Source organism: Pseudomonas sp. NC02, assembly GCF_002874965.1.
In the GTDB taxonomy this organism is placed as follows: domain Bacteria; phylum Pseudomonadota; class Gammaproteobacteria; order Pseudomonadales; family Pseudomonadaceae; genus Aquipseudomonas.
Genome location: NZ_CP025624.1, coordinates 4,418,598 through 4,445,357, shown reverse-complemented (window position 1 = coordinate 4,445,357; position 26,760 = coordinate 4,418,598). Strand labels below are relative to the sequence as shown.

General features: G+C 65.1%; 3 protein-coding genes. All 3 read left to right on the top strand.

Features of this window, described 5'->3' with window-relative positions; translation table 11 throughout:
- Window positions 1-428: 428 nt before the first annotated feature.
- Window positions 429-13,352, top strand: coding sequence for a non-ribosomal peptide synthetase (locus C0058_RS20850; protein WP_102369469.1), 12,924 nt, complete (start codon window positions 429-431; stop codon window positions 13,350-13,352).
- The gene (locus tag C0058_RS20845) at window positions 13,349-24,766 is read left to right on the top strand and encodes a non-ribosomal peptide synthetase (protein ID WP_102369468.1); all 11,418 of its coding nucleotides are present in this window, start codon (window positions 13,349-13,351) and stop codon (window positions 24,764-24,766) included. The genes C0058_RS20850 and C0058_RS20845 overlap by 4 nt, the downstream gene beginning before the upstream one ends.
- A gap of 839 nt (window positions 24,767-25,605) precedes the next feature.
- A complete protein-coding gene (gene macA / locus C0058_RS20835) occupies window positions 25,606-26,757 on the top strand; it encodes a macrolide transporter subunit MacA (RefSeq protein ID WP_032898521.1) in 1,152 nt (383 codons plus the stop codon).
- Window positions 26,758-26,760 lie beyond the last annotated feature (3 nt).

Sequence of the window (26,760 nt, the reverse complement as noted above, 5' to 3'; positions counted from 1 at the left end):
CCTGGCAGGACGCCAGGTTAGCCGTCCTGGGCCAAGGATGGCCCATGACGGCGGCCCACGGTCCAAAGCCGGAGTGAGGGCACACCGAGCCCAGGCGAGGTGCCGAGTGGTGGGGCAAGAGCGTTTTGCTTACTTTTGCGCTCTTCAAAAGTGAGCCGCTGTAAGAGCGGAACCAATCGAAGCCATCACCCAAATAACGGATATGCCCCCCATCCAACAAATACGAAAGTTCCCCCACGCCAGCCGCTTTGTCCCCGCTTCCCATGTCACCCCCCACCCCCCGAATCCTCTAATTTCCCAACCCTGCGGGAAGCCTCCCGGCCCACGACTGCGCCCGCGCTTTAAACCGGGCCTCCCAGGCACTTACGCGACAGCTGAAAACGGACTTTCTCCTCAACCGTATCCGACTCAAAAAAGCAGGTTACCCCATGCAGTTCAGCAAATTACTGGCAGCTCTTTCCACCCACCCGATCCGCCTGCAAATGGACGAAGGCGACCTGATCATCCTGGGTGACGACGACGCGCTGGATGACGCCCTATGGGACCAACTGATCGCCCACAAACCCCAACTGCTCGACCTCGTCGCCCAACACGGCGGCGACTGGCTCAGCCCGGCCTATCGCATCACCCCGGACATGCTGCCCCTGGTCAACCTCGACCAACCCGCCATCGACCGCATCGTCGCCGCGATCCCCGGCGGGGCGGCGAATGTGCAAGATATCTACCCCTTGGCGCCGCTCCAGGAAGGCATGCTCTACCACCATCTGTCAGCGCACCAGGGCGACCCCTACGTGCTGCACGCGCAGTTCGTGTTCGACAGCCGCGCCCGTCTTGAAACCTTCGCCCAGGCCTTGCAATGGGTCATCGACCGCCACGATATCCTGCGCACCTCGATGGCCTGGGATCGCCTCGACGAACCCCTGCAAGTCGTCTGGCGCAAGGCCTCGCTGGCCTGCGAAGAAGCCCGCCTCGACGGCGATGTACTGACCCAACTGCAAGCCCTCTACGACGCCCGCAACTACCGCATGGACCTCGGCCAGGCCCCACTGCTGCGCCTGGTGTTCGCCGAAGACCCGCGCAACCAGCGTGTGGTCGCCATGCTGCTGTTCCACCACACCATCCTCGACCACACCGCCCTCGACGTAGTGCGCCGGGAGATCCAGCTGCACCTCGCCGGCCAGACCGAACACGCCAGTGCACCGGTGCCGTTTCGCAACTACATCGCCCAGGTCCGCCATGGCGTCAGCGAACAGGCTCACGAAGCGTTCTTCCGCGAGATGCTCGCCGATATCGACGAGCCAACCCTGCCGTTCGGCCTGCAGGATGTGCAGGGTGACGGGCATGGCATCGACGAAACCCGCATTGCCGTCGACGGCGATCTAAGTCGCCGTCTAAGGGCCCAGGCGAGACCGTTGGGTGTCAGTCCCGCCAGTGTGATGCACCTGGCGCTGGCCCAGGTGCTGGGCAAGGTCTCGGCTCGCGAAGCCGTGGTATTTGGCAGCGTGATGCTCGGCCGCATGGGCGCAGGCGAGGGCTCCGACCAGGCCCTGGGCATGTTCATCAACACCCTGCCGCTACGGGTAGATGTAGGCGAACAAAGCGTGCGCGAGGGCGTACAAACCACCCATAAACGCCTGACCGAATTGCTCGATCACGAACACGCCTCCCTGGCCCTGGCCCAGCGTTGCAGCGGTGTGGCCGCACCCACGCCGTTGTTCAGTGCCATCCTCAATTACCGTCACAGCGATGCCTCGGACACCCAGGCGGTGATCGACATCGCCGAAGGCATCCAGGTGCTGGGCGCCGAAGAACGCACCAACTACCCGCTGACGGTCAACGTCGATGACCTGGGCGAAGGCTTTGCCTTTACCGTGATGGTGGACGCCTCCATCGGCGCGACGCGCATTGCCGGTTACCTGCACACCGCCCTGGAAAACCTGGTGCTGGCCCTGGAACAAACGCCAGATGCACCGTTGCACAACCTGGGCATCCTGCCTGCCGCCGAACGCCAGCATCTGCTGCATGGCCTTAACGCCAGCACCCAGCACTACGCCGATTCAGCCCTGATCCACCAGCAAGTCGAAGCTCATGCCGCCAGCCATCCCGAAGCCATCGCGCTGCGCTTTGAACACGAACACCTGAGCTACCGCGAGCTGAACGAGCGCGCCAACCAGGTTGCGCATTGCCTGCTCAAGCATGGCATCCGCCCCGACGACCGGGTGGCGATCTGTGTCGAACGCGGGCTGGAAATGATCATTGGCCTGCTGGGGATTCTCAAGGCTGGGGCGGGTTATGTGCCGATCGATCCGGCCTACCCGCTGGACCGTATCGCCTACACCCTGAAAGACAGCGCGCCGCTGGCGGTGCTGGTGCAGGACGACACCCGCCACTTGGTGGGCGACGTCACGTCGATCGACCTCAACAGCCTGCAGCACGAGCCCATCGTCAACCCCAACGTTGCAATCAGCGCGTCCAGCCTGGCCTATGTGATCTACACCTCCGGCTCCACCGGCCTGCCCAAGGGCGTGATGATCGAACACCGCAACGTCGCGCGACTGTTCAGCGCCACCGAGCACTGGTTCAAGTTCAACGCCAATGACACCTGGGCGCTGTTCCACTCGTTTGCCTTCGACTTCTCGGTGTGGGAGATCTGGGGCGCGCTGATGCATGGCGGGCAGTTGCTGGTGGTGCCGCAGCTGGTCAGCCGCTCGCCGGACGAGTGTTACGCACTGCTGTGCGAAGCCGGCGTCAGTATTCTCAACCAGACGCCGAGCGCGTTCCGCCAGTTGATCGCGGCGCAGGGCCGCAGCCAGCAACTGCACTCGCTGCGCCAGGTGATCTTCGGCGGTGAAGCCCTGGAACCGGGGATTCTCAAGCCGTGGTACGCCCGGGTGACCAACGCCGGTACGCGGTTGGTCAACATGTATGGCATCACCGAAACCACCGTGCATGTGACCTACCGTGCCCTGGAGGCGGCGGATGCGCAGCGGGTGGGCGTGAGCCCGATTGGCGTGCGCATTCCCGACTTGCAACTGTATGTGCTGGACGCCCGCCGCGAACCGGTGCCGAGCGGCGTAGTCGGGGAGTTGTACGTCGGCGGTGCCGGCGTGGCGCGGGGTTATCTCAACCGCGATGAACTGACGGCCGAACGTTTTCTGACGGATCCCGCAACCGGCCTGCGCCTGTACAAGACCGGTGACCTCGGCCGGATGCTGGCCGACGGCAGTGTCGAGTACCTGGGGCGCAACGACGACCAGGTGAAGATTCGCGGTTTCCGTATCGAACTGGGGGAAATCGAAGCACGCCTGGCCACCTGCGAAGGTGTGCGCGAAGCCGTGGTGATTGCCCGCGAAGACGAACCGGGCGACAAGCGGCTGGTGGCCTACGTGATTGCCCAGCCTGAACACACGCCCACTGCCGCTGAGCTGCGTGACCACCTGCTGCTGTCCCTCGCCGAGTACATGGTGCCCAGCGCCTTTGTGCTGCTCGACGCGTTCCCGCTTACCACCAACGGCAAGCTCGACCGCAAGGCCTTGCCGGCACCGGACGCCGATGCCCTGGCCCGTCGTGGTTATGAAGCGCCACAAGGCGCGGTGGAAACCGCGATCGCGAATCTCTGGCAAGACCTGCTCAAGGTCGACCGGGTCGGGCGCCAGGACAACTTTTTCGAGCTGGGCGGCCATTCGTTGCTGGCGGTCAAGCTGATCGAGCGCATGCGCCAGCTCGAGCTGAGCGCCGATGTGCGGGTGCTGTTCGGCCAGCCGACTCTGGCTGCGCTGGCCGCTGCGGTGGGCGGGCAACATGAAGTGCAGGTCCCGGCCAACCTGATCGGCGAAGCGACGCGGCACATCACCCCGGACATGCTGCCGCTGGTGAATCTCGACCAGCAGGCCATCGACCATATCATCGCCAGTGTCCCCGGCGGCATCGCCAACGTGCAGGACATCTACGGCCTGGCCCCGTTGCAGGCCGGCATCCTCTACCACCACCTGGCAACCACCGAAGGCGATCCCTACGTGTTGCAGGTGCAGTTCAGCTTCAGCGGCCATGAGCCGGTTGAGGCGTTTATCCGTGCGCTGCAAAGTGTGATCGAGCGCAACGATATCCTGCGTACCGGGATTGTCTGGGAAGGCCTGGACGAGCCGGTGCAGGTGGTCTTGCGCCAGGCGCTGCTGGTGGTTGAGCAGGTTGAAGCCGATCCTTTCAGTGCCGTATTGGCGCAACTGCAGGAACGCTTCGACCCACGCCACTACCGCCTCGACCTGTCCCGCGCCTCGTTGATGCGGTTTGCCTACGCCGAGGATCAGGGCCGTTACGTCGGCATCCTGCTGCTGCACCACATCCTGCTGGACCACACCGCGTTGCAGGTGCTGGTGGAGGAAATGAGCGCGAGCCTTGCAGGCGAAACCGGCTTGCTGCCCGACGCCGTGCAGTACCGCAACTACGTGGCCCAGGCGCGCCTCGGTGTGAGCGCTGCGCAGCATGAGGCGTTCTTCAGCGAAATGCTCGGCGACATCGACGAGCCGACCCTGGCCTTCGGCTTGCAGGACGTGAACCGCGACGGCAGCGGTGTGCGCGAAGCGCACGTGGCATTGGAACCGGCCCTCAGCCTGGGCCTTCGCGAGCAGGCCCGGCAACTGGGGGTGAGTGCCGCAAGCCTGGTGCATCTGGCATGGGCCCAGGTCCTCGGCCAGGTCTCGGGCCAGGACGACGTGGTCTTCGGCACCGTGCTGCTGGGCCGGCTGCACGGCGGCGAGGGCGCCGACCGGGCGCTGGGAATGTTCATCAATACCTTGCCGTTGCGGGTCAGTGTCGGCGCGGTGGGCGTGCAGGCTGGCGTGCGCGCCACCCATGCGCGGCTGGCACAGTTGCTGGGGCATGAACATGCCTCCTTGTCCCTGGCCCAGCGATGCAGTGGCGTGTCCGGTGCGCTGCCGTTGTTCAGCACCTTGCTCAACTACCGCCACAGCGCGCCGGGTGAAGCGCCGGGCGCCAGCCCGTTCGCCGACGCCGGGATCGAAATCCTCAGTTCCGAGGAGCGCAGCAACTACCCGCTGGTGCTGAACGTCGACGACCTCGGCGCAGGTTTTGCCCTGACCGTGCAAGGCGTGGCGGAGGTGGATGTGCGGCGCGTCGGCGACTACATGCTCAGCGCCTTGCGCAACCTGGCCACGGCACTGCAACAGGCGCCGACCACACCGCTGCATCAAGTGTCGATCCTGCCACCCGCCGAGCGGCATCAAGTGCTGGTGGACTTCAACGCCACTGCCCGCGCCTACCCGGCTGCGCACACCGTGCACGGGATCTTCGAAGCCAGCGTCCTGACCAGCCCCGACGCGCTGGCGGTGGTGCACGGCGACGTGTCGCTTACTTACCGCGAACTCAACCTGCGGGCCAATCGCCTGGCCCACTATTTGATCGACCAGGGTGTAAAACCGGGCGACAGCGTGGCTATCGCGATGCCACGTTCCATCGACCTGCTGGTCAGCCAACTGGCCATCCTCAAGTGCGCGGCGGTGTATGTGCCGCTGGATATCAATGCGCCGGACGAACGCCAGGCGTTCATGGTGCAGGACAGTCATGCCGGGCAGGTGCTGCGTGATCTCGACGGGCTGAACCTCGACAATCAGCCGGCCCATAATCCGAACCTGTCCCAGTCTGCCGAAAGCGTGGCGTACATCATGTACACCTCCGGCTCAACCGGTGCGCCCAAGGGCGTGCAGGTGCCCCATCGCGCCGTCTCTCGATTGGTGATCAACAACGGTTATGCCGACTTCAATCACCGCGACCGGGTGGCCTTCGCCTCGAACCCGGCGTTCGACGCCAGCACCCTCGATGTGTGGGCGCCGTTGCTCAACGGCGGCTGCGTGGTGGTGGTCGAGCATGCCACGTTGCTGTCCCAGGCCGCGTTTGGCGCCCTGTTGCAGGAGCAATCCGTCAGCGTGTTGTGGATGACCGCCGGGCTGTTCCATCAGTACGCCGACGGGTTGATGCCGATGTTCCGGCAACTGCGCTACCTGATCGTCGGCGGCGATGTGCTCGACCCGCAGGTGATCGCCCGGGTGCTTGAGCACGGCGCGCCGCAGCACCTGCTGAATGGCTATGGCCCCACCGAAGCCACGACGTTTTCCACCACCTTCGAGATCAAGTCGGTGGGTGAGGGCGGTATTCCGATTGGTCGACCGATTGGCAACAGCCGTGCCTACGTGCTGGATGCGCGGCAGCAGCCGGTGGCGTTGGGCGTGGTTGGCGAGCTGTACATCGGTGGCGCGGGTGTGGCCAAGGGGTACCTGAACCAGCCGCAATTGACCGCAGAGAAATTTATCGTCGACCCGTTCGGCGATGGGCTGCTGTACCGCACCGGCGACCTGGCGAGCTGGCAGGCGGACGGCACCTTGCTGTACCAGGGCCGCAACGACCATCAGCTGAAAATCCGGGGTTTCCGTATCGAGCCGGGTGAAATCGAAAGCTGCCTCGCCAGCGTTTCCGGCGTCAAAGACACGGTGGTGCTGGCCCGTGAAGATGAGCCAGGCGACAAGCGCCTGGTGGCTTACTACACCGCCCAGGCGCCGCTGGGCATTGAAGCGTTGCGTGCGCACCTGCAAAGCCGGCTGCCGGACTACATGGTGCCGTCGGCCTATGTCTGGCTGGAACTGTTACCGCTGACCGCGAACGGCAAGCTGGACCGCAAGGGCCTGCCTGCGCCCGATCAGGACTGCCTGCTCAGCCGTGGTTTCGAAGCCCCGGAGGGCGAGGTGGAAACCCTGCTGGCGCAAATCTGGCAGGACGTGCTGAAGGTCGAGCGGGTAGGGCGCTTTGACCACTTCTTTGAACTCGGTGGCCATTCGTTGCTGGCGGTGAGCCTGATCGAGCGCATGCGCCAGGCGGGCCTGAGCGCCGATGTGCGGGTACTGTTCAACCAGCCAAGCCTGGCGGCGCTGGCGGCGGCGGTGGGCAGTGGCCGGGAAATCGTGGTGCCGGCCAACGGCATTGCGCCGGGCTGCGAGCACATCGCGCCGTCGATGCTGACCCTGGTCAAGCTGGACCAGCCGGCCATCGACCGCATCGTGGCGACGGTGCCCGGCGGTGCGGCCAACGTGCAGGATATCTACCCGCTGGCGCCGTTGCAGGAAGGCATCCTCTACCACCACATCAGCGCCGAACAGGGCGACCCCTACCTGCTGCAATCGCGCATGGCGTTTGACAGCGTCGAGCGTTTGCAGGCCTTCATGGGCGCGCTGCAAAAGGTCGTGGCGCGCCACGATATCCTGCGCACCGGCGTGGTGTGGGAAGGCTTGGACAGCCCGGTGCAAGTGGTGTGGCGCCAGGCCGAACTGGTGGTGCAGAACATCCCGCTGGACCCGGCCGATGGTGATGTGATCGAACAACTGCACGCGCGTTTTGATGCCCGCCACTATCGCCTGGATATCACCCAGGCGCCGCTGCTGCGCATGGTGTATGCGCAGGACCCGGCCAACCAGCGGGTCGCGGCGATCCTGCTGTTCCATCACCTGGCACTGGACCACACCGCCATGGAAGTGGTCGGCCAGGAAATGCGGGCGTTCCTGTTCAACCAGGCCGATGACTTGCCGGCCGCGGCACCGTTCCGTCACTACGTGGCCCAGGCTCGCCTGGGTGTCAGCGCCCAGGAACACGAGCAGTTCTTCCGCGAAATGCTCGCCGATGTCGACGAGCCCACGCTGCCCTTCGGCGTGCAGGATGTGCAGGGCGATGGCCGGGATATCGAAGAGGCCGAATTGCCCGTCGATGCAGGGCTGGCGCTGCGGGTTCGTGAACAGGCGCGGCAACTGGGGGTCAGCGCTGCGAGCCTGATGCACCTCGCGTGGGCCCAGGTCCTCGGGCTGGTGTCGTGCCGTCAGGACGTGGTATTCGGCACCGTATTGATGGGCCGCATGCAAGCCGGCGAAGGTGCCGACCGGGCATTGGGCATGTTCATCAACACCTTGCCGCTGCGGGTGGAGGTGGGTGCCGACGCGGTACGTGCCGGCGTCAAGGCGACCCACGCCCGGCTCAGTGCCTTGCTGGGCCATGAACATGCGTCCCTGGCGCTGGCCCAGCGGTGCAGCGGCGTGCCGACCTCGATGCCGTTGTTCAGTGCCTTGCTCAACTACCGCCACAGCACCCCGGGCGAAATGGCCCGCGACGGCCACGGTATCTGGGAAGGCGTGCAGTTGCTCGGCGGCGAAGAACGCAGCAACTACCCGCTGACCTTGAGTGTGGACGACCTCGGTACGGGCTTCGGCCTGACGGTACTGGCGCTGGAATCCATCGGCGCGCAGCGCCTGTGCGACTCTATGCACAGTGCGCTGGAGCAACTGGTGGAGGCCCTTGAGCACGCGCCGCAAACGCCGTTGCATCAGTTGCCGGTACTGCCTGCCCGCGAACGCGAACACCTGCTGCGCAGCTTCAACGCCACCGCCCGCGACTACCCGCAAGGGCAGACCCTGCACGGCGCTTTCGAAGCCCAGGCCCTGCGTCTGCCGCAGGCGATTGCCGTGAGCCAGGACGGCCAGCACCTGACGTACCAACAGCTCAACCAACGCGCCAACCAATTGGCCCATCACTTGCTGGCGCTGAGCGTACAGCCCGACGACCGTGTGGCGATCTGCTGCCGACGCGGCCCGCAGATGCTGGCGGGCCTGCTGGCGATTCTCAAGGCGGGCGCGGCCTACGTCCCGGTAGACCCGGCCTATCCGGCCGAGCGCATCGCTTACCTGCTGCAAGACAGCGCACCGGTCGCGGTCCTGGCCGAAGAGAGCACCCGTGGCGTGCTCGGTGATATCGCCATCGTCGATCTGCATGGCGCCTATCCCGACGGCACCAATCCCCACGTCGCCAGCCTGACCCCGGCGAACCTCGCCTATGTGATCTACACCTCCGGCTCCACCGGCCAGCCCAAAGGCGTGATGGTGGAACACCGCACCGTGGAAAACCTGGTGCATTGGCACTGTGAAGCCTTCGACCTGCAGGCCGGCAGCCACACCAGCAGCGTGGCCGGCTTCGGTTTCGATGCCATGGCCTGGGAAGTCTGGCCGGCATTGTGCGTGGGGGCGACCTTGCACCTGCCACCGGCCCATGTCGGCAATGAAAACATCGACGAACTGCTGGCCTGGTGGCTGGCCCAGCCGCTGGACGTGAGCTTCCTGCCCACCCCGGTGGCCGAGTACGCGTTCAGCCAGGACCTTGAGCACCCAAGCCTGCGCACCCTGTTGATCGGCGGTGATCGCCTGCGCCAGTTCAGCCATGAGCGACGTTTCGCGGTGATCAACAACTACGGCCCCACCGAAGCCACGGTGGTCGCCACCTCTGGCCGGGTGCGCGCCGGCCAGCCGCTGCATATCGGCAAGCCGATGGCCAATGCCACGGTGTACCTGCTGGATGCACAACAACGGCCGGTGCCGGTGGGTGTGGCGGGTGAGCTGTATGTAGGCGGCCGCGGCGTGGCCCGCGGCTACCTGAATCGCCCGGACCTGACCGCCGAGCGATTCCTCGATGACCCGTTCAACCCGGGCCGCATGTACCGCACCGGCGACCTGGCGCGCTGGCTGCCGGATGGCAACATTGAATATCTGGGCCGCAACGACGACCAGGTAAAAGTCCGGGGCGTGCGCGTCGAGCTGGGAGAAATCGAAACCCGCCTGGCCGCCGTCGACGGCGTCAAGGAAGCCGTGGTGCTGGTGCGCGACGGCCGCCTGGTGGCCTGGTTCACCGAACAAAAACCGCTGGTTATCGAAACCCTGCGCGCCGAGTTGCACAGCCAACTGCCCGAGGCCATGGTGCCGGTGGCCTACGTCAAACTCGACAGCTGGCCGTTGACCGCCAACGGCAAGCTTGACCGCAAGGCGCTGCCGGCACCGGATCAGGCCGCCGTACTCAGCCGGGAATATGAAGCCCCACGCGGCGAAGTCGAGACCACCCTGGCGCGGATCTGGGCCGAGGTGTTGCAGGTGGAGCAAGTGGGTCGCCATGACCACTTCTTCGAGCTGGGCGGCCATTCCTTGCTGGCGGTAAGCCTGATCGAGCGCATGCGCCAGGCCGGCCTCAGCGCCGATGTGCGGGTGCTGTTCAGCCAGCCGACGCTGGCGGCATTGGCAGCGGCAGTGGGCAGTGGCCGGGAAGTGGTGGTGCCGGTGAATGCCATCGCCGCCGATTGCCCGCGCATCACGCCCTCGATGCTGCCATTGGTGGAGCTGGATCAGCCGATGATCGACCAGATCGTAGCCAGCGTGCCGGGTGGCGCCGCCAATGTGCAGGATATTTACCCGCTGGCACCGTTACAGGAAGGCATTCTTTACCACTACATCACGGCGGAGCAGGGCGATCCGTACCTGCTGCAATCGCACCTGGCATTCGATACCCAGGCGCGCCTGGACAGCTTCGCCCAGGCCTTGCAGCAGGTGATCGACCGCCACGACATCCTGCGTACCGGTGTGGTCTGGGAGGGCTTGGCGCAGCCGGTGCAAGTGGTGTGGCGCAAGGCTCGATTGACGGTCGAAGCGCTGCATCTGGACGGTGATGTGCTGGCCGGCCTGCATCAGCGTTTCGACGCCCGGCGCTACCGGCTGGACATCGCCCAGGCGCCGCTGATCCGCCTGATGTACGCCAACGACCCGGCCAATCAGCGGGTGGTGGCGGTGCTGCTGTATCACCACATCGTGCTGGACCACACCGCGTTCGACGTGGTGCTGCGGGAAATGCAGGGCTACCTGCTGGGGCACCCCGCACCGCAGTCCGCGCCGATGCCTTATCGCAACTACGTGGCGCAGGCGCGACTGGGTGTCAGCGAGCAGGAACATGAAGGGTTCTTCCGCGAGATGCTTGGCGATATCCATGAGCCAACGCTGCCGTTTGGCTTGCAGGATGTGCAGGGCGATGGTCGGGATATCGAAGAATTCACGCATCACCTGGACGCTGCCGTCAGCCGGCGCCTCAGGGCCCAGGCACGCCTGCTGGGCGTGAGCGCCGCGAGCCTGTTCCACCTGGCATGGGCGCAGGTGTTGGCGGTGACGTCGGGCAAGCCGAATGTGGTGTTTGGCACGGTGCTGGTCGGCCGGATGCAGGGCGGCGAGGGCGCGGACCGGGCCCTTGGCGTGTTCATCAACACCCTGCCATTGCGCCTGGATATCGACGGGCAAGGCGTGCGCGACAGCGTGCGCAGCACCCATGCCCGGCTCACCGCGCTGCTGGGCCATGAACATGCTTCCCTGGCCCTGGCCCAGCGTTGCAGCGGGGTGGCGGCGCCGCTGCCGCTGTTCAGCTCGATGCTCAATTATCGCCACCGGGGCGGCGCCACCCGTTCACAGGACGCGCAGCACGCCTGGGAAGGCATGCAGACCCTGACCAATGACGGGCGCACCAACTATCCGTTGACCCTGAACGTCGATGACCTGGGTGATGGTTATGACTTCACCGCGTTGACCCCGGCCCAGGTAGGCGCACAACGGGTCTGCGGTTATATGCAGATGGCGTTGACCCAGTTGGTGGAGGCCCTGGAGCACGCGCCGCACCAGGCCCTTGACCGCCTGCCGATCCTGGGGGATGCAGAGCGTCAGCAACTGCTGTTTGATTTCAATGCCACCGAGGTTGACTACGACCTGGCGCAGACCCTGCACGGCCTGTTCGAGGCCCAGGTCGAGCGTACGCCGGATGCATTGGCGGTGAAGGCGGGTGAGCAATGCCTGACCTATGCCGAGCTGAACCAGCGCGCCAACCAACTGGCGCACCACCTGCGGGAACTGGGCGTGCAGCCGGATTCGCGGGTGGTGATTTGCGTCGAGCGTGGTCTGGAGATGGTCATCGGTCTGTTTGCGATCCTCAAGGCCGGTGGTGGTTATGTGCCGCTGGACCCGGCGTACCCGCTGGATCGCCTCGCCTACATGCTGCAAGACAGCCAGCCCGCGGCGCTGCTGGTGCAGGGCGCTACCCGTTCGTTGCTGGGCGACGTGACGGTGCCGGTGGTGGATCTTGACCAGAACACCTGGGCGCACCAGCCGGTGTCCAACCCACAGGTTCCCGGGTTGACCGCGCAGCACCAGGCCTACGTGATCTACACCTCCGGCTCCACCGGCCAACCCAAGGGCGTGATCAACGAGCACGCGGGTGTGGTCAACCGCTTGTTGTGGATGCAGGACGCCTACGGCCTGAACGCCACTGATGCGGTACTGCAGAAAACCCCGTTCAGCTTCGATGTGTCGGTGTGGGAGTTCTTCTGGCCCCTGTTCACCGGTGCGCGGCTGGTCATGGCACGCCCCGGCGGGCACAAGGAGCCGGCTTACCTGTGCGAGGTGATCGCGGCAGAACAGATCACCACCTTGCACTTCGTGCCGTCGATGCTCGATGTGTTCCTGGCCCACGGTGATGTCAGCCAGGGCGCCGGACTGCTGCGGGTGATGTGCAGCGGCGAAGCCTTGCCCGGCAGCCTGGTGCGGCGCTTCAAGCAGCAATTGCCCGGCATCGGTTTGTACAACCTCTATGGCCCGACGGAAGCCGCGGTGGACGTGACCGCCTGGAACTGCGCCAGACCCGTGGTGCCGGACAACACGCCTATCGGCAAGCCGATTGCCAACACCCGCACGTACCTGCTGGATGCCCGGTTGCAACCGGTGCCGCTGGGCGTGGTGGGCGAGCTGTTTATCGCCGGTGTGCAAGTGGCTCGCGGTTACCTGCACCGTCCCGAACTGACGGCCGAGCGCTTCCTCAAGGACCCGTTCAACCCAGGCCGGATGTACCGCACCGGTGACGTCGGGCGCTACCTGCCGGATGGCAATATCGAGTACCTGGGCCGTAATGACGACCAGGTAAAAATCCGTGGCCTGCGTATTGAACTCGGAGAAATCCAGGCGCGGCTGACCGAGTACCCACAGGTGAAGGAAGCGGCCGTGTTGGCCCGCGACGAACGCCTGGTGGCGTACTACACCGGCGTGCCAGCCGATATCGAACAGTTGCGGGCGCACCTGCTGGCGCGCTTGCCGGACTTCATGGTGCCCGCGGTATTCGTCCATCTCGACGCTCTGCCCCTGAGCCCCAACGGCAAGCTCGACCGCAAGGCCTTGCCGACGCCGGGTGTGGAATCACTGATCGTGCGCGAGTACGAGGCCCCGGTGGGCGCTACCGAAATCACCCTGGCGCGGCTGTGGACCGAGCTGCTGAAGGTGGAGCGGGTCGGGCGACACGACAACTTTTTCGAGCTGGGCGGGCACTCGTTGCTGGCCGTCAGTCTGATCGGACGCTTGCGTCAGGAAGGCATGGAAGCCGATGTGCGGGGCCTGTTCGAACAGCCGACCCTGGCCGGCTACGCCGCAATTACCGAACGAATGGAGATCGTCCTGTGAGCATCATCGAACTGTTGGCGACACTCAAGGCCAAGGATGTGCAACTGGCGCTCAAGGGCGATCAGTTGTCGGTGCAAGGCAACAAGCAGGTCCTGAGCGACGCGGCACTGGTGGCCTCGCTGCGCGAACACAAGCCGGCGCTGATCGAGCTGATCAAGGCCGGGGAGTACTCGGCCACCAAGGCCGGTGACGTGCAGGTGCCGGCCAATGGCATTCCACCGGGCGCTACCTCGATTACCCCGCAGATGCTGAGCCTGTCGACCCTCAGCCAGGCGTCCATCGACCGTATCCTCGAGACCGTCGAGGGTGGCGTCGCCAATGTGCAGGACATCTACCCGCTGGCACCGTTGCAGGAGGGCATCCTCTACCATCATGTGAGTGCCGAACACGGCGACCCGTACATCATGCAGTCGCTGTTTGCCTTCGACAGCCTTGAGCGTTTCGAGGGCTTCGCCCTGGCCTTGCAACAGGTGATCGACCGTCACGACATCCTGCGGACCGGCGTGGTGTGGGAAGGCCTGGAAGAGCCGTCGCAAGTGGTCTGGCGCACGGCGCGCCTGCCGGTGCAGGCGATTGAACTGGACCCGGCAGACGGCGATATCGCCGCCCAGTTGCATCGCCTGTTCGATGGCCGCCACTACCGCATGGACGTGACCCGCGCGCCGCTGCTGCGCCTGGTGCGGGCCTGGGATGAAGCCGGCCAACGGGTGGTGGCGATGCTGTTGTTCCACCACATGGCCCTGGACCACAGCGCGCTGGAAGTGGTCTGCCACGAGATGCAAGCCTGCCTGCTGGGCAGGGCGGCTGAACTGGGCCAGGCGGTGCCGTTTCGCAACTATGTCGCCCAGGCGCGCCTGGGCATCAGCGAGCAGGAGCACGAAGGGTTCTTCCGGCAGATGCTCGGCGACATCAGCGAGCCGACCTTGCCCTACGGCCTGCAGGATGTGCAGGGCGATGGCGATAACATCCAGGAGATCAGCCTGCCGCTGGCCCCGCAGTTGAGCCGGCGCTTGCGCGCCCAGGCCCGGCAGTTGGGCGTCAGCGCCGCGAGCCTGTTCCACATGGGCTGGGCCCAGGTGCTGGGAGTGCTGGCGGGCAAGGAACAGGTGGTGTTCGGCACGGTGCTGATGGGCCGCATGCAGGGCAGCCACGACACCGACCGTGCCCTGGGGATCTTTATCAACACCTTGCCATTGCGGGTGGATGTAGGCGCCGAAGACGTGCGCACCGGGGTCAAGGCGACCCATGCCCGGCTGACCACCTTGCTGCGTCACGAACACGCGGCGCTGGCCCTGGCCCAGCGTTGCAGCGGTGTAGTGGCGCCGACGCCGCTGTTCAGCGCGTTGCTCAACTACCGCCATAGCGCAGGCGGCGCGAGCGCCGAAGCGGTCTCGGCCTGGCAGGGTATTCAAGCGTTGCGCTCCGAGGAACGCACCAACTACCCGTTGACCCTGAGCGTCGACGACCTGGGCGAAGACTTCAGCCTGAGCCTGTTGGCCAGTGCCCAGGTTGATTCTCAGCGGGTGTGCGCTTATCTGCAAACTGCCCTGGAGAATTTGGTACAGGCGCTGGAACAGGCACCCGAAACACCCTTGAATCGCTTGTCGGTGTTGCCCGAGGCGGAGCAGCGGCACTTGCTGGAGCAGTTCAACGCGACAGCCATCGACTTCCCCCAAGGCACCACCCTGCACGGGCGTATCGAGGCCCAGACCCTGCTGACCCCGGACGCGGTGGCCGCGGTGTATCAAGGCCGCCAGCTGACCTATGCCGAGTTGAATCAACAAGCCAACCTGCTGGCCCATCACCTGCTGGCGCTGGGGGTAAAACCCGACGATCGCGTGGCCATCGTTGCCCGGCGCGGGCTGGACACCCTGGCCGGGTTGCTGGCGATCCTCAAGGCCGGTGCCTGCTATGTGCCGGTGGACCCGTCGCACCCGGCCGAGCGCCTGAGCTACCTGCTCGGCGACAGCGCCCCGGTCGCGGTACTGACCCAACATGCATTGCTGGAGCGCCTGCCCGCGCTCGATGTGCCGGTGATCAACCTGGACCGTTTTACCTGGCACCACCATTCGGCGAGCAACCCGCAGGTGGCCGTCACGCCCACCAACCTGGCCTACGTGATCTACACCTCCGGCTCCACCGGCCTGCCCAAGGGCGTGATGGTGGAACATCACACCGTGGCCAACCTGGTGGACTGGCATTGCACGGCGTTTGACCTGTGCGCAGGCCGCCACACCGCGAGCGTTGCCGGGTTTGGCTTTGACGCGATGGCCTGGGAAGTCTGGCCGGCACTGTGCGTGGGGGCCACCTTGCACCTGCCGCCGGCCCACGACGGCGCTGAAGATATCGACGCGCTGCTGGACTGGTGGCGCGCGCAACCGCTGGACGTGTGTTTCCTGCCCACGCCGGTGGCCGAATATGCGTTCAGCCAGAACATCGAGCACCCGACCCTGCGCACCTTGCTGATTGGCGGCGACCGCCTGCGCCAGTTCACCCGGGCCCAGCGTTTCGAGGTGATCAACAACTACGGCCCCACCGAAGCCACGGTGGTGGCGACCTCCGGGCGGATCGAGCCCGGGCAGCCGTTGCACATCGGCAAGCCCATTTCCAATGCCACGGTTTACCTGCTGGACGAACAGCAGCGCCCGGTGCCCTTGGGTGTTGCCGGTGAACTGTATGTGGGCGGCAAGGGCGTGGCGCGGGGTTACCTCAATCGCCCGGAAATGACCGCCGAACGTTTCCTGGATGACCCATTCAATTCGGGCCGCATGTACCGCACCGGCGACCTCGCGCGCTGGTTGCCGGACGGGAATATCGAGTACCTGGGCCGCAACGACGACCAGGTGAAAATCCGCGGTGTGCGCATCGAACTGGGGGAAATCGAAACCCGCCTCAACCAGCTGCCCGGTCTCCAGGAAGCCGTGGTGCTGGCCCGTGAAGACCAACCGGGCCAGCCCCGGCTGGTGGCTTACTTCACCGAAAACCCGCAGTTCGAACCGCTTGAAGTGGGCGCGATTCGCGCCCATCTGGTGGCGCACCTGCCGGACTACATGGTCCCGGTGGCCTACGTGAAACTCGATGCGTTGCCCCTGACCGCCAACGGCAAACTGGACCGCAAGGCCCTGCCAAAGCCGGACCTGGCCGCCGTCTTCACCCGCGAATACGAGGCGCCCCACGGCGACATCGAAACCATGCTGGCGCAGATCTGGGCGGATGTGCTGCAGGTGCAGCGCGTGGGGCGCCAGGATCATTTCTTTGAGTTGGGCGGCCATTCGTTGCTGGCCATGCGCATGGTGTCCCAGGTTCGCCAGCAACTGGGGGTCGACCTGGCACTGGGCGAACTGTTCGCCAATGCCGAACTGGCGGCGGTGGCGCAGGTCGTGGCCCAGGCCGGGCGCAGCACCTTGCCGGATATCCTGCCGGCGGCGCGGGACACGGAGTTGCCGTTGTCGTTTGCCCAGCAACGCCTGTGGTTCCTGGCGTTGATGGAGGGCGCCAACACCGCCTACAACATTCCCATCGGCCTGCGCCTGCGCGGGCAGTTGCACGTCGACGCGCTGCAACGGGCCCTGGCACGGATCGTCGCGCGGCATGAGACCTTGCGCAGCCGGTTTGCCCAGCAGGATGACGACGCCCAGGTGCTGATCGTGCCGCCTGAAGAAGTGATGCCCCTGCAAGTCCAGGACCTGCGCCGCCACCCCGAAGCACAGCAGGTGCTCGACGCGTTGATCCAGGGCGAAGCCTCGGCGCCTTTTGATTTGCAGCGCGGCCCGCTGTTGCGCGGGCGCCTGGTGATCATGGCCGACGATCACCACGTGTTGCTGCTGACTATCCACCACATCGTGTCCGATGGCTGGTCCATGGGCGTGCTGACCCGCGAACTGATGGCGCTGTACCAGGCGTTCAGCCACGGTGAGGCTGACCCACTGCCGCCGTTGCCGATCCAGTACAGCGACTTTGCCGTATGGCAGCGCCTGTGGCTGAGCGGCGAAGTGCTGCATCGCCAGAGCAGCTACTGGCAACACACCCTGGCCGGTGCGCCGGCGTTGCTGATGTTGCCGACCGACCGCCCACGCCCGGCCCAGCAGGACTACGCCGGCAGCAGCGTCGAGGTGCACCTGGATGAGCGCCTGAGCGCCGGGCTCAAGGCCCTCAGCCAGCGCCACGGCACCACGCTGTACATGGTGATGATGACGGCGTGGGCCTCGTTGCTCGCGCGTTTGGCCGGGCAGGAGGAAGTGGTGATCGGCTCGCCGGTCGCCAACCGCCAGCGGGCCGAGGTGGAAGGCCTGATCGGGTTGTTCGTCAACACCCTGGCAGTGCGCATTGATACCTCGGGCGAGCTGAGCGCCGAGGCGCTGCTGGCGCGGGTCAAGGGGCTGGCGCTGGACGCCCAGGCTCATCAGGATCTGCCGTTTGAGCAGGTGGTGGAAATCACCCGGCCATTGCGCAGCCTGGCCCATAGCCCGCTGTTCCAGACGATGTTGACCTGGCAGGACAGTGACGCGCCGGTGCTGGCCCTCGGCGACCTGAGCCTTGAAGGAATCGTGGAGGACAGTCACTTTGCCAAGTTCGACCTGTCCCTGAACCTCGGCGAGACCCGGGGCGAAATTCGCGGCACCCTGGAATACGCCATCGCGTTGTTCGACGAGTCGACCATGCAACGCTATGTCGGCTATTTCACCCGCGTGCTGCAGGCCATGGTGGATAACGATCAGGCGGTGCTGGAGCAGGCTGACTTGCTGGACGATCAGGAGCGCCAGCATCTGCTGTTCGACTTCAATAACACCACAGTGGATTACAACCTCGACCAGACGCTGCACGGTATGTTCGAAGCCCAGGTGGCGAGAACGCCGGATGCGCTTGCGGTGAAGACGGGCTCGGAGTGCCTGAGCTATCGCGAGCTGAACGAACGGGCCAATCAGTTGGCGCACCATCTGCGGGAGCTGGGTGTACAGCCGGATTCGCGGGTGGCGATTTGCGTCGAGCGCGGCCTGGAGATGGTCATCGGCCTGTTCGCAATCCTCAAGGCGGGCGGCGGTTATGTGCCGCTGGACCCGGCGTATCCGCTGGAACGTATCGCCTACATGCTCAAGGACTGCGCCCCGGCCGCCGTGCTGGTGCAGGGCGAAACCCGTTCGTTGCTGGGCGACGTCACGGTGCCGCTGGTGGACCTGGACCGGAACACCTGGCAGCACCAATCAACGTCCAACCCACGAGTGGATGGGCTGACCGCGCAGCATCAGGCCTACGTGATCTACACCTCGGGTTCTACCGGCCAACCGAAAGGCGTGATCAACGAGCACGCGGGCGTGGTCAACCGCCTGCTGTGGATGCAGGACGAGTACGGACTGACTGCCCAGGACAGGGTGTTGCAGAAAACCCCATTCAGCTTCGACGTCTCGGTGTGGGAGTTCTTCTGGCCGCTGTTCACCGGCGCGCGGTTGGTGATGGCGCGTCCTGGCGGGCATAAAGACCCGGCCTACCTGTGTGAGGTGATCGAGGCGGAGCAGATCACCACGCTGCACTTTGTGCCATCGATGCTCGATGTGTTCCTGGCCCACGGCGACGTCAGCCAGGGCGTCGGGCTGGTGCGGGTGATGTGCAGTGGTGAAGCGCTCCCCGGCAACCTGGTGCGCCGTTTCAAGCAGCAGTTGCCGGGCATCGGTTTGTACAACCTTTATGGCCCGACCGAGGCGGCGGTGGACGTGACGGCGTGGGATTGTGCCGGGCCCGTCACGCCGGACAACACCCCCATCGGCAAGCCGATTGCCAACACCCGCATGTACCTGCTGGACGGGCAGTTGCAGCCTGTTCCGTTGGGTGTGGTGGGCGAGCTGTTCATCGGTGGCGTGCAAGTGGCGCGGGGTTACCTGCACCGTCCTGAGCTGACCGCCGAGCGCTTCCTCAAGGACCCGTTCAGCGCGGGCCGGATGTATCGCGCTGGCGACGTCGGGCGCTACCTGCCGGACGGCACCATCGAGTACCTGGGCCGCAATGACGACCAGGTGAAAATCCGTGGCTTGCGCATCGAACTGGGGGAGATCCAGGCGCGACTGCTGCAATTCCCGCAGATCAACGAAGCCGCCGTGGTCGCCCGCGATTCACGGCTGGTGGCTTACTACACCGGCACGCAGGCCGACATCGACGCCCTGCGCAGCCATCTGCTGGAGCAGTTGCCGGACTACATGGTGCCGGCGACCTTCATGCACCTGGAGGCCTTGCCCCTGAGCCCCAATGGCAAGCTTGACCGCAAGGCACTGCCGGCGCCGGGCCTGGAATCGGTGAGCGCCCGGGAGTACGTCGCGCCTGTGGGGGAAACCGAAATCACCCTGGCCGGCCTCTGGGCGGATTTGCTCAAGGTGGAGCGTGTCGGTCGGCACGACCATTTCTTCGAGCTGGGCGGCCATTCGCTGCTGGCCGCCAGCCTGATCGGCCGCATGCGTCGGGTCGGGTTGTCGGCGGATGTGAAAGTCCTGTTTGGTCAACCCACCCTTGCAGCCTTGGCGGGTGCCGTGGGTGGTGGTCGCGAAGTGGTGGTGCCAGCCAATGGGATCGCCGCGGATTGCACGCGGATCACCCCGGACATGCTCCCGCTGGTGAACCTGAAGCAACCCGCCATCGACCGCCTTGTCGCGAGCATTCCCGGCGGCGCAGCCAACGTTCAGGACATTTACCCGCTGGCGCCGTTGCAGGCCGGGATCCTGTATCACCACCGCGCAGTGCAACAGGGTGACGCGTACCTGTTACAGGCGCAGTTTGCCTTCGCCAGCGTCGAGCGCCTTGAAGCGTTTGCCCAGGCGTTGCAGGCGGTGATCGAGCGGCAGGATATCCTGCGCTCGTCGATGCACTGGGACGGGCTGGAAGAACCGGTGCAGGTGGTGTGGCGCCAGGCCTCGCTGCGGGTTGAGGCGATTCAGGCGACGGGCAATGTGCTGGAGCAATTGCAGGTGCGCTTCGAACAGCATCGGCTGAACTTGGCTCAGGCACCGCTGATGCGCCTGGTGTACGCCGAGGACCCGGCCAACCAGCGGGTGGTTGCGTTGTTGCTGTTCCATCATCTGGTGATGGACCACGTTGCGCTGGAGGTGCTGCAGCACGAGATGCAGGCGTGCTTGCTCGGCCGGCGCGAGCAGTTGGGTGTGGCGGTGCCGTATCGCAATTATGTGGCGCAGACGCGGTTGGGCATGCGCGAGGAAGAGCACGAAGCGTTCTTCCGCGAGATGCTCGGGGAGGTCGATGAGCCGACGCTGGCATTGAGTGCACCGGGTGAAGCGCAACAGGCACATTTGCGCGTCGACCCGCTGTTGAACGGGCGCCTGCGCACCCTGGCACGGCAGCTTGGGGTGAGTGCTGCGAGCCTGATGCACCTGGCCTGGGCGCAAGTGCTGGGCAAGGTTTCCGGCCGCGAGCAGGTGGTGTTCGGCACCGTATTGCTGGGCCGGCTGCAAGGCGGCGAAGGCGCCGAACGTGCCTTGGGTGTGTTCATCAACACCTTGCCGCTGCGGGTCGACCTGGGTGAACGCACGGTGCACGCAGCGCTGATGGCCACCCACGCAAGCCTGACCCGGTTGCTCAGTCACGAACATGCGCCACTGGCCCTGGCCCAGCGTTGCAGCGGGCTGCCGGCCAATACGCCGCTGTTCAGCGTGCTGTTCAACTATCGCCACAGCGCCCCGCACGCTGGCGGCGTAGCCGAGGCGTGGCAGGGCATGCAGGTGCTCAAGGCCGAGGAACGTACCAACTTTGCGCTGTCCCTGAGTGTCGATGACCTGGGCGACGGGTTTGGCTTTGACGCCATGGGGCAGGGCGCGCCACGCCTCTGCGAGTACCTGCATGTTGCCCTGGAGCAACTGGTGCAGGCCCTGGAACAGAATGCAGGGGGCTCAATCAGCCAACTGTCGATTCTGCCGGCGGCGGAGCGTGAAAAACTGCGGATGGAATTCAACGCCACCCAGCGCGAATTCCCTCACGAACATACGGTGCAGCGTTTGTTCGAAGCCCAGGCCCAGGCACGCCCGGGTGCTATCGCAGTGGTGCATGGTGAACACACCCTGAGTTACGGCGCGCTGAACACCCGAGCCAACCAGTTGGCGCACCACCTGCGCAACCTGGGCGTGCAGCCCGGCGACCATGTGGCGATCCTGTTGCCGCGCTCGATTGACCTGTTGCTCAGCCAACTGGCAATCCTCAAATGCGCGGCGGCCTACGTGCCGCTGGACATCAACGCCCCGGCCGAGCGCCAGGCCTTTATGGTGCAGGACAGTGGCGCAGTGTGGCTGTTGACCCACAGCAGCGAGCCTGTCGCTTACCCGGCCCGACGTATCGACCTCGACACCCTGGCGCTGGACCCGCAACCGAGCCACAACCCGGACCTGTCGCAGTCCTCGGAGCGCGTGGCGTACATCATGTACACCTCCGGTTCCACCGGCACCCCCAAGGGTGTGCTGGTACCGCACCGGGGCGTCACGCGGCTGGTGATCAATAACGGCTACGCCGATTTCAACGCCCATGACCGCGTGGCGTTCGCTTCCAACCCGGCGTTCGACGCGAGCACCATGGACGTGTGGGGCCCCCTGCTCAACGGTGGCCAGGTGCTGGTGATCGACCATGCGACCTTGCTCGACCCCGGCGCGTTTGGCCGGGCACTGAAGGCGGGCGGGGCGACGATCCTGTTCGTCACCACTGCGCTGTTCAACCAGTACGTGCAATTGATTCCCGACGCGTTGGCCGGGCTGCGCATCCTGTTGTGCGGCGGCGAACGGGCCGATCCGGCGGCGTTCCGCAGCCTGCTGGCCCAGGCGCCGGCACTGCGGCTGGTGCATTGCTACGGCCCGACGGAAACCACCACTTACGCCACCACGCATGAAGTGCAGGCCATCGCCGCCGATGCTGAAAGCGTGCCGATCGGCAGGCCGATTGCCAACACGCAAATCCACCTGCTGGATGCGCACTTGCAGCCGGTGCCGCTGGGCGTGGTCGGGGAAATCTGCATTGGCGGGCATGGCGTGGCCAAGGGGTACCTGAACCGGCCGGAGCTGACGGCCGAGAAGTTTGTCGATGATCCGTTTGGCGATGGCTTGTTGTACCGCACCGGCGACCTTGGGCGCTGGTCGGCGGACGGACTGCTGGAGTGCATCGGGCGTAATGACGACCAGGTGAAGATCCGCGGCTTCCGCATCGAGTTGGGCGAGATCGAAGCACGCCTGGCCACCTGCAGCGGCATCAAGGATGTGGTGGTGCTGGCACGAGAAGATGCGCCGGGGGACAAGCGCCTGGTGGCGTACTACACCGGCGAGCCGCTGGCCATCGAAGTGTTGCGCAGTCATCTGCTGCAGCACCTGCCGGACTACATGGTGCCATCGGCCTATGTACCGCTGGAAAAAATGCCCCTGACAGCCAACGGCAAGGTCGACCGCAAGGCCCTGCCGGTGCCCGCGCTGGAGGCATCGGCGAGCCGCGTGTTCGAGGCGCCGGCGAACGAGCTGGAACAGACCCTGGCACGCCTCTGGGCCGAGGTGTTGCGGCTGGAGCAGGTCGGTCGGCATGACAGTTTCTTTGAACTGGGTGGCCATTCGTTGCTGGCGATCCGGCTGGTCAACCTGATGGAAGAGGCGGGGCTTGAGGTGTCGTTGGCCGAGCTGTTCCAGCACGCCAGCGTGGCCTCGGTTGCCTCGATGCTCGGTCAGCGCACGGCGCGGGAGGACAACAGCTCGCTGATCACCGTACGCGCCAGCGGCAGCCAGCCGCCGTTGTTCCTGGTGCATGAGTTCAGCGGCATGGACGTGTATTTCCCGGCGCTGGGTCGGCACCTGCCGGGGGACTACCCGATCTATGGCCTGCCCGGTGCACCCCTTGGCGAGGTGCAGTTGCAGACCATGGAAGGCCTGGCGGCGCGGCTGGTGGGGATTATCCGCTCGGTGCAGCCCCATGGGCCGTATCGGCTGGCGGGTTGGTCGTTCGGCGGGGTGTTGGCCTATGAAGTGGCGATGCAACTGCAGGGGCTGGACGAACCGGTGGCATTCCTCGGGTTGATCGACAGCTACGTGCCGCGCATGACCGACCAGGGCAAGGCGCGCTGGAGCGGGCCGGATGCCCTCAAGCGGCATTTGCTGTTGCAGTGCACGGCGTATTGGAAGGCACAGGGAGGTGTGGATGAGTTGGCGAGCCTTGAGCAACTGGAAGCGGACATTGGACAGCTGGACTTTGCGGGTTTGCTGCAACGCTGCCGCGATCGGCATTTGTTGTACGCGCAGATGGCGGCGGCTTCGGACGCGGACCTGTTGAGTTTTATCCAGCGGGAAGTCGGGCATGGGCATGCGTTGGCGCATTACAGCCTGTTCCCGATGCCGTTGGCGGTGCACTTGTTCAGCGCCGCCGAGCGGCCGACGGAGCTGTCGCGGCGCAGCCTGGATTTGGGATGGGATGAGGCACTGGCCGCGGGGCAATTGCGCCGCATTGAGGTGCCGGGGGATCACCAGAGCATGATGCAGGCACCGCATATCCAGGCGCTGGGGCAGGCGATGGTTGAGGCCCTGGCGTTGAGTGAGGCGCCGGCGGTGGCGGTGCATCAGCCGTTGTTGCGGATCCAGAGTGGTCGCGCCGGGCAGGCACCGATCTTCTGTGTGCCGGGGGCGGGGGATAGCGTGACCGGGTTTGTGGGGTTGACCGAGGCGTTGGGCCGGGACTGGCCGATCTTTGGCTTGCAGCCCCGTGGGCTGGATGGGGAGGTGGTGCCCCATAGCCAGGTTGAGGCGGCGGCGCGCTGTTATTTGCAGGCCCTGGAGCAGGAATGTCCTTCGGGGCCGGTGCATTTGGTGGGGCATTCGTTTGGCGGTTGGGTGGTGTTCGAGATGGCCACGCGGTTGCAGGCTCAGGGGCGTGAGGTGGCGTCGTTGACATTGATCGACAGCGAGGCGCCCGGGGGCAATGGGGTGGTGGGCCGGCCCTATACCACGACGGCGGCGTTGTTGCGGTTGGTGGAGTCGATGCAGGTGGCTTCGGGTAAGTCGCTTGGGATTGATGCGGTGGATTTTGCCGGGCGCGATGAAGTGGAGCAGCGGCGGTTGTTGCATGGGGGGATGGTGGGGGTTGGGTTGTTGCCTGCGCGGTCTTCGGTGGAGGCGATGGATGGGCCGGCGCGCACGTATGCGTCGGCGTTGCGTACGGTTTATCGGCCTGCCCGGCGGTATGAGGGGGTGGTGCGGTTGGTGTTGGCGGAGGACCCGACCCTGGATGCGGCGGGGAATCAGCGGGAGCAGGGGTTGATGGTTGAGGGGTGGCGCGGGTGCGTGGGGGTGTTGGAGGTTTGGCATGGGCCGGGGAATCATTTTTCGCTGCTCAAGGCGCCGAACGTCTTTAGTTTGGCGGCTTGGTGGCGGGATGGGGTTGTGGTTGGGGAGCGGGTTTCGTGAGTGTACATATCCGTTGCTGCGGTAACGGCCACTTAGGGTTTCGCTCTTACAGCGGGTCACTTTTGGCAAACGCCCCAAAAGTAACCAAAAGGTCTTTGCCCCACCACTCGGTGCCTCGCCTAGGCTCGGCATGCCCGCACTCCGGCACGCTTGCGCGGGCCGCCGCGACGGGCCATCCATGGCCCGGCGCGGCTAAATCGGCATCCTTGCCGATTTACCCGCTCCACCGTGCCTACTTGCGGCCATCGTGGTTAACGGGGCCCGCAGATCAAGATCAAGATCAAAAGCACGGCGGCCTGAAAGCCGACCTGAGTGTTAGAAGCAAAGGCAAAAGCTGCTTTTCTGTAGGAGCTGGCTTGCCTGCGATGCAGACACCTCGGTGGATCAGGCAGACCCAGTTGATGCCATCGCAGGCAAGCCAGCTCCCACATTTGACCGTGCCCGCTCTTGATTTGGCTTGTGCCTTTGCTTCACCACACTCAAGCCGGCTCTCAGGCCGCTGTGCTCTTGCTTTTGATCTTGATTTTGATCTTGGGCGCCCCGTTAAACCACGCTGGCCGAACGCAGGCTTTGGAGCGTGGGTAACCCGGCAGGACGCCGGGTTAGCCGTCCTGGGCCAGGGATGGCCCATGACGGCGGCCCACGGTCCAAAGCCGGAGTGAGGGCACACCGAGCCTAGGCGAGGTGCCGAGTGGTGGGGCAAGAGCGTTTTGCTTACTTTTGCGCTGTTCAAAAGTGAGCCGCTGTAAGAGCGGAACCAATATCAGCCGTTACCAAAAAAACGGATATGTACTCCGAGCCAAAAGCCGGACCAACTTCAACGTCTTCTGTGGTCACTTATGGAAAAGTCAAAGCTTCGCAAAACAGGAATGGCCCTGGCCCTGGCAATCGCCGCCGCCCTGACCATCTACACCGTGCAGGCCCCCGCAGACGCGCCGCAATACCTGACCGCCACCGCCGAACGCAGTGACATCGAAAACGCCGTCCTGGCCACCGGCCTGCTCGAAGGCGTCAAGCAGGTCGATGTCGGCGCCCAGGTTTCCGGCCAACTCAAATCCCTGAAGGTCAAGGTCGGCGACAAGGTCAAGAAGGGCCAATGGCTGGCCGAAATCGACCCGTTGATCCTGCAGAACACCCTGCGCAAAGCCCAGGTCGACGAAGAAAACCTCCAGGCCCAACGCCGCGCCACCGCCGCGCAACTCAAGGAAACCAAATCCGTCTACGAACGCTATCAGGGCCTGCAAGAGGACGAATCCGTGTCCCGCCAGGACTTCGAAACCGCCGAGTCCAACTACGAGGTACAGCGCGCCAACCTGATGTCCCTCGACGCCCAGATCAAAAGCGCCCACATCCAGATCGACACCGCCAAGATCAACCTGGCCTACACCCGCATCGTCGCGCCAATCGACGGCGATGTAGTGGGCATCGTCACCCAGGAAGGCCAGACCGTGATCGCCAGCCAACTGGCACCGGTGCTGCTCAAGCTCGCCGACCTGGACACCATGACCGTCAAGGCCCAGGTCTCCGAAGCGGACGTGATCCACATCAGTCCGGGCCAGCAGGTGTATTTCACCATCCTCGGCGAGGCCGACAAACGCTACTACGCCAAATTGCGCGGTACCGAACCTGCCCCGCAGAATTTCCTCGAAACCCAGACCGCCGGCACCCCCAAGCAAAACACCGCGGTGTTCTACAACGCGCTGTTCGACGTACCCAACCCCGACCACCGCCTGCGCATCGCCATGACCGCCCAGGTGCGCATCGTGCTCGACACCGCCAAGGCCGCACTGACCGTGCCGGTGGCCGCACTCGGCCCGCGCAATGCCGATGGCAGTTTCCCGGTGCGGGTGCTGGACGCCAAGGGCAAGGCCAACACGCGGCAGGTGCAGACGGGCATCAACAACAACGTCAAGGTGCAGATCCTCGATGGCCTGGCCGAAGGCGACAAGGTGGTGATCGGCGACCCATCGCCTGCCGTGGCGGGGGGCTGATTG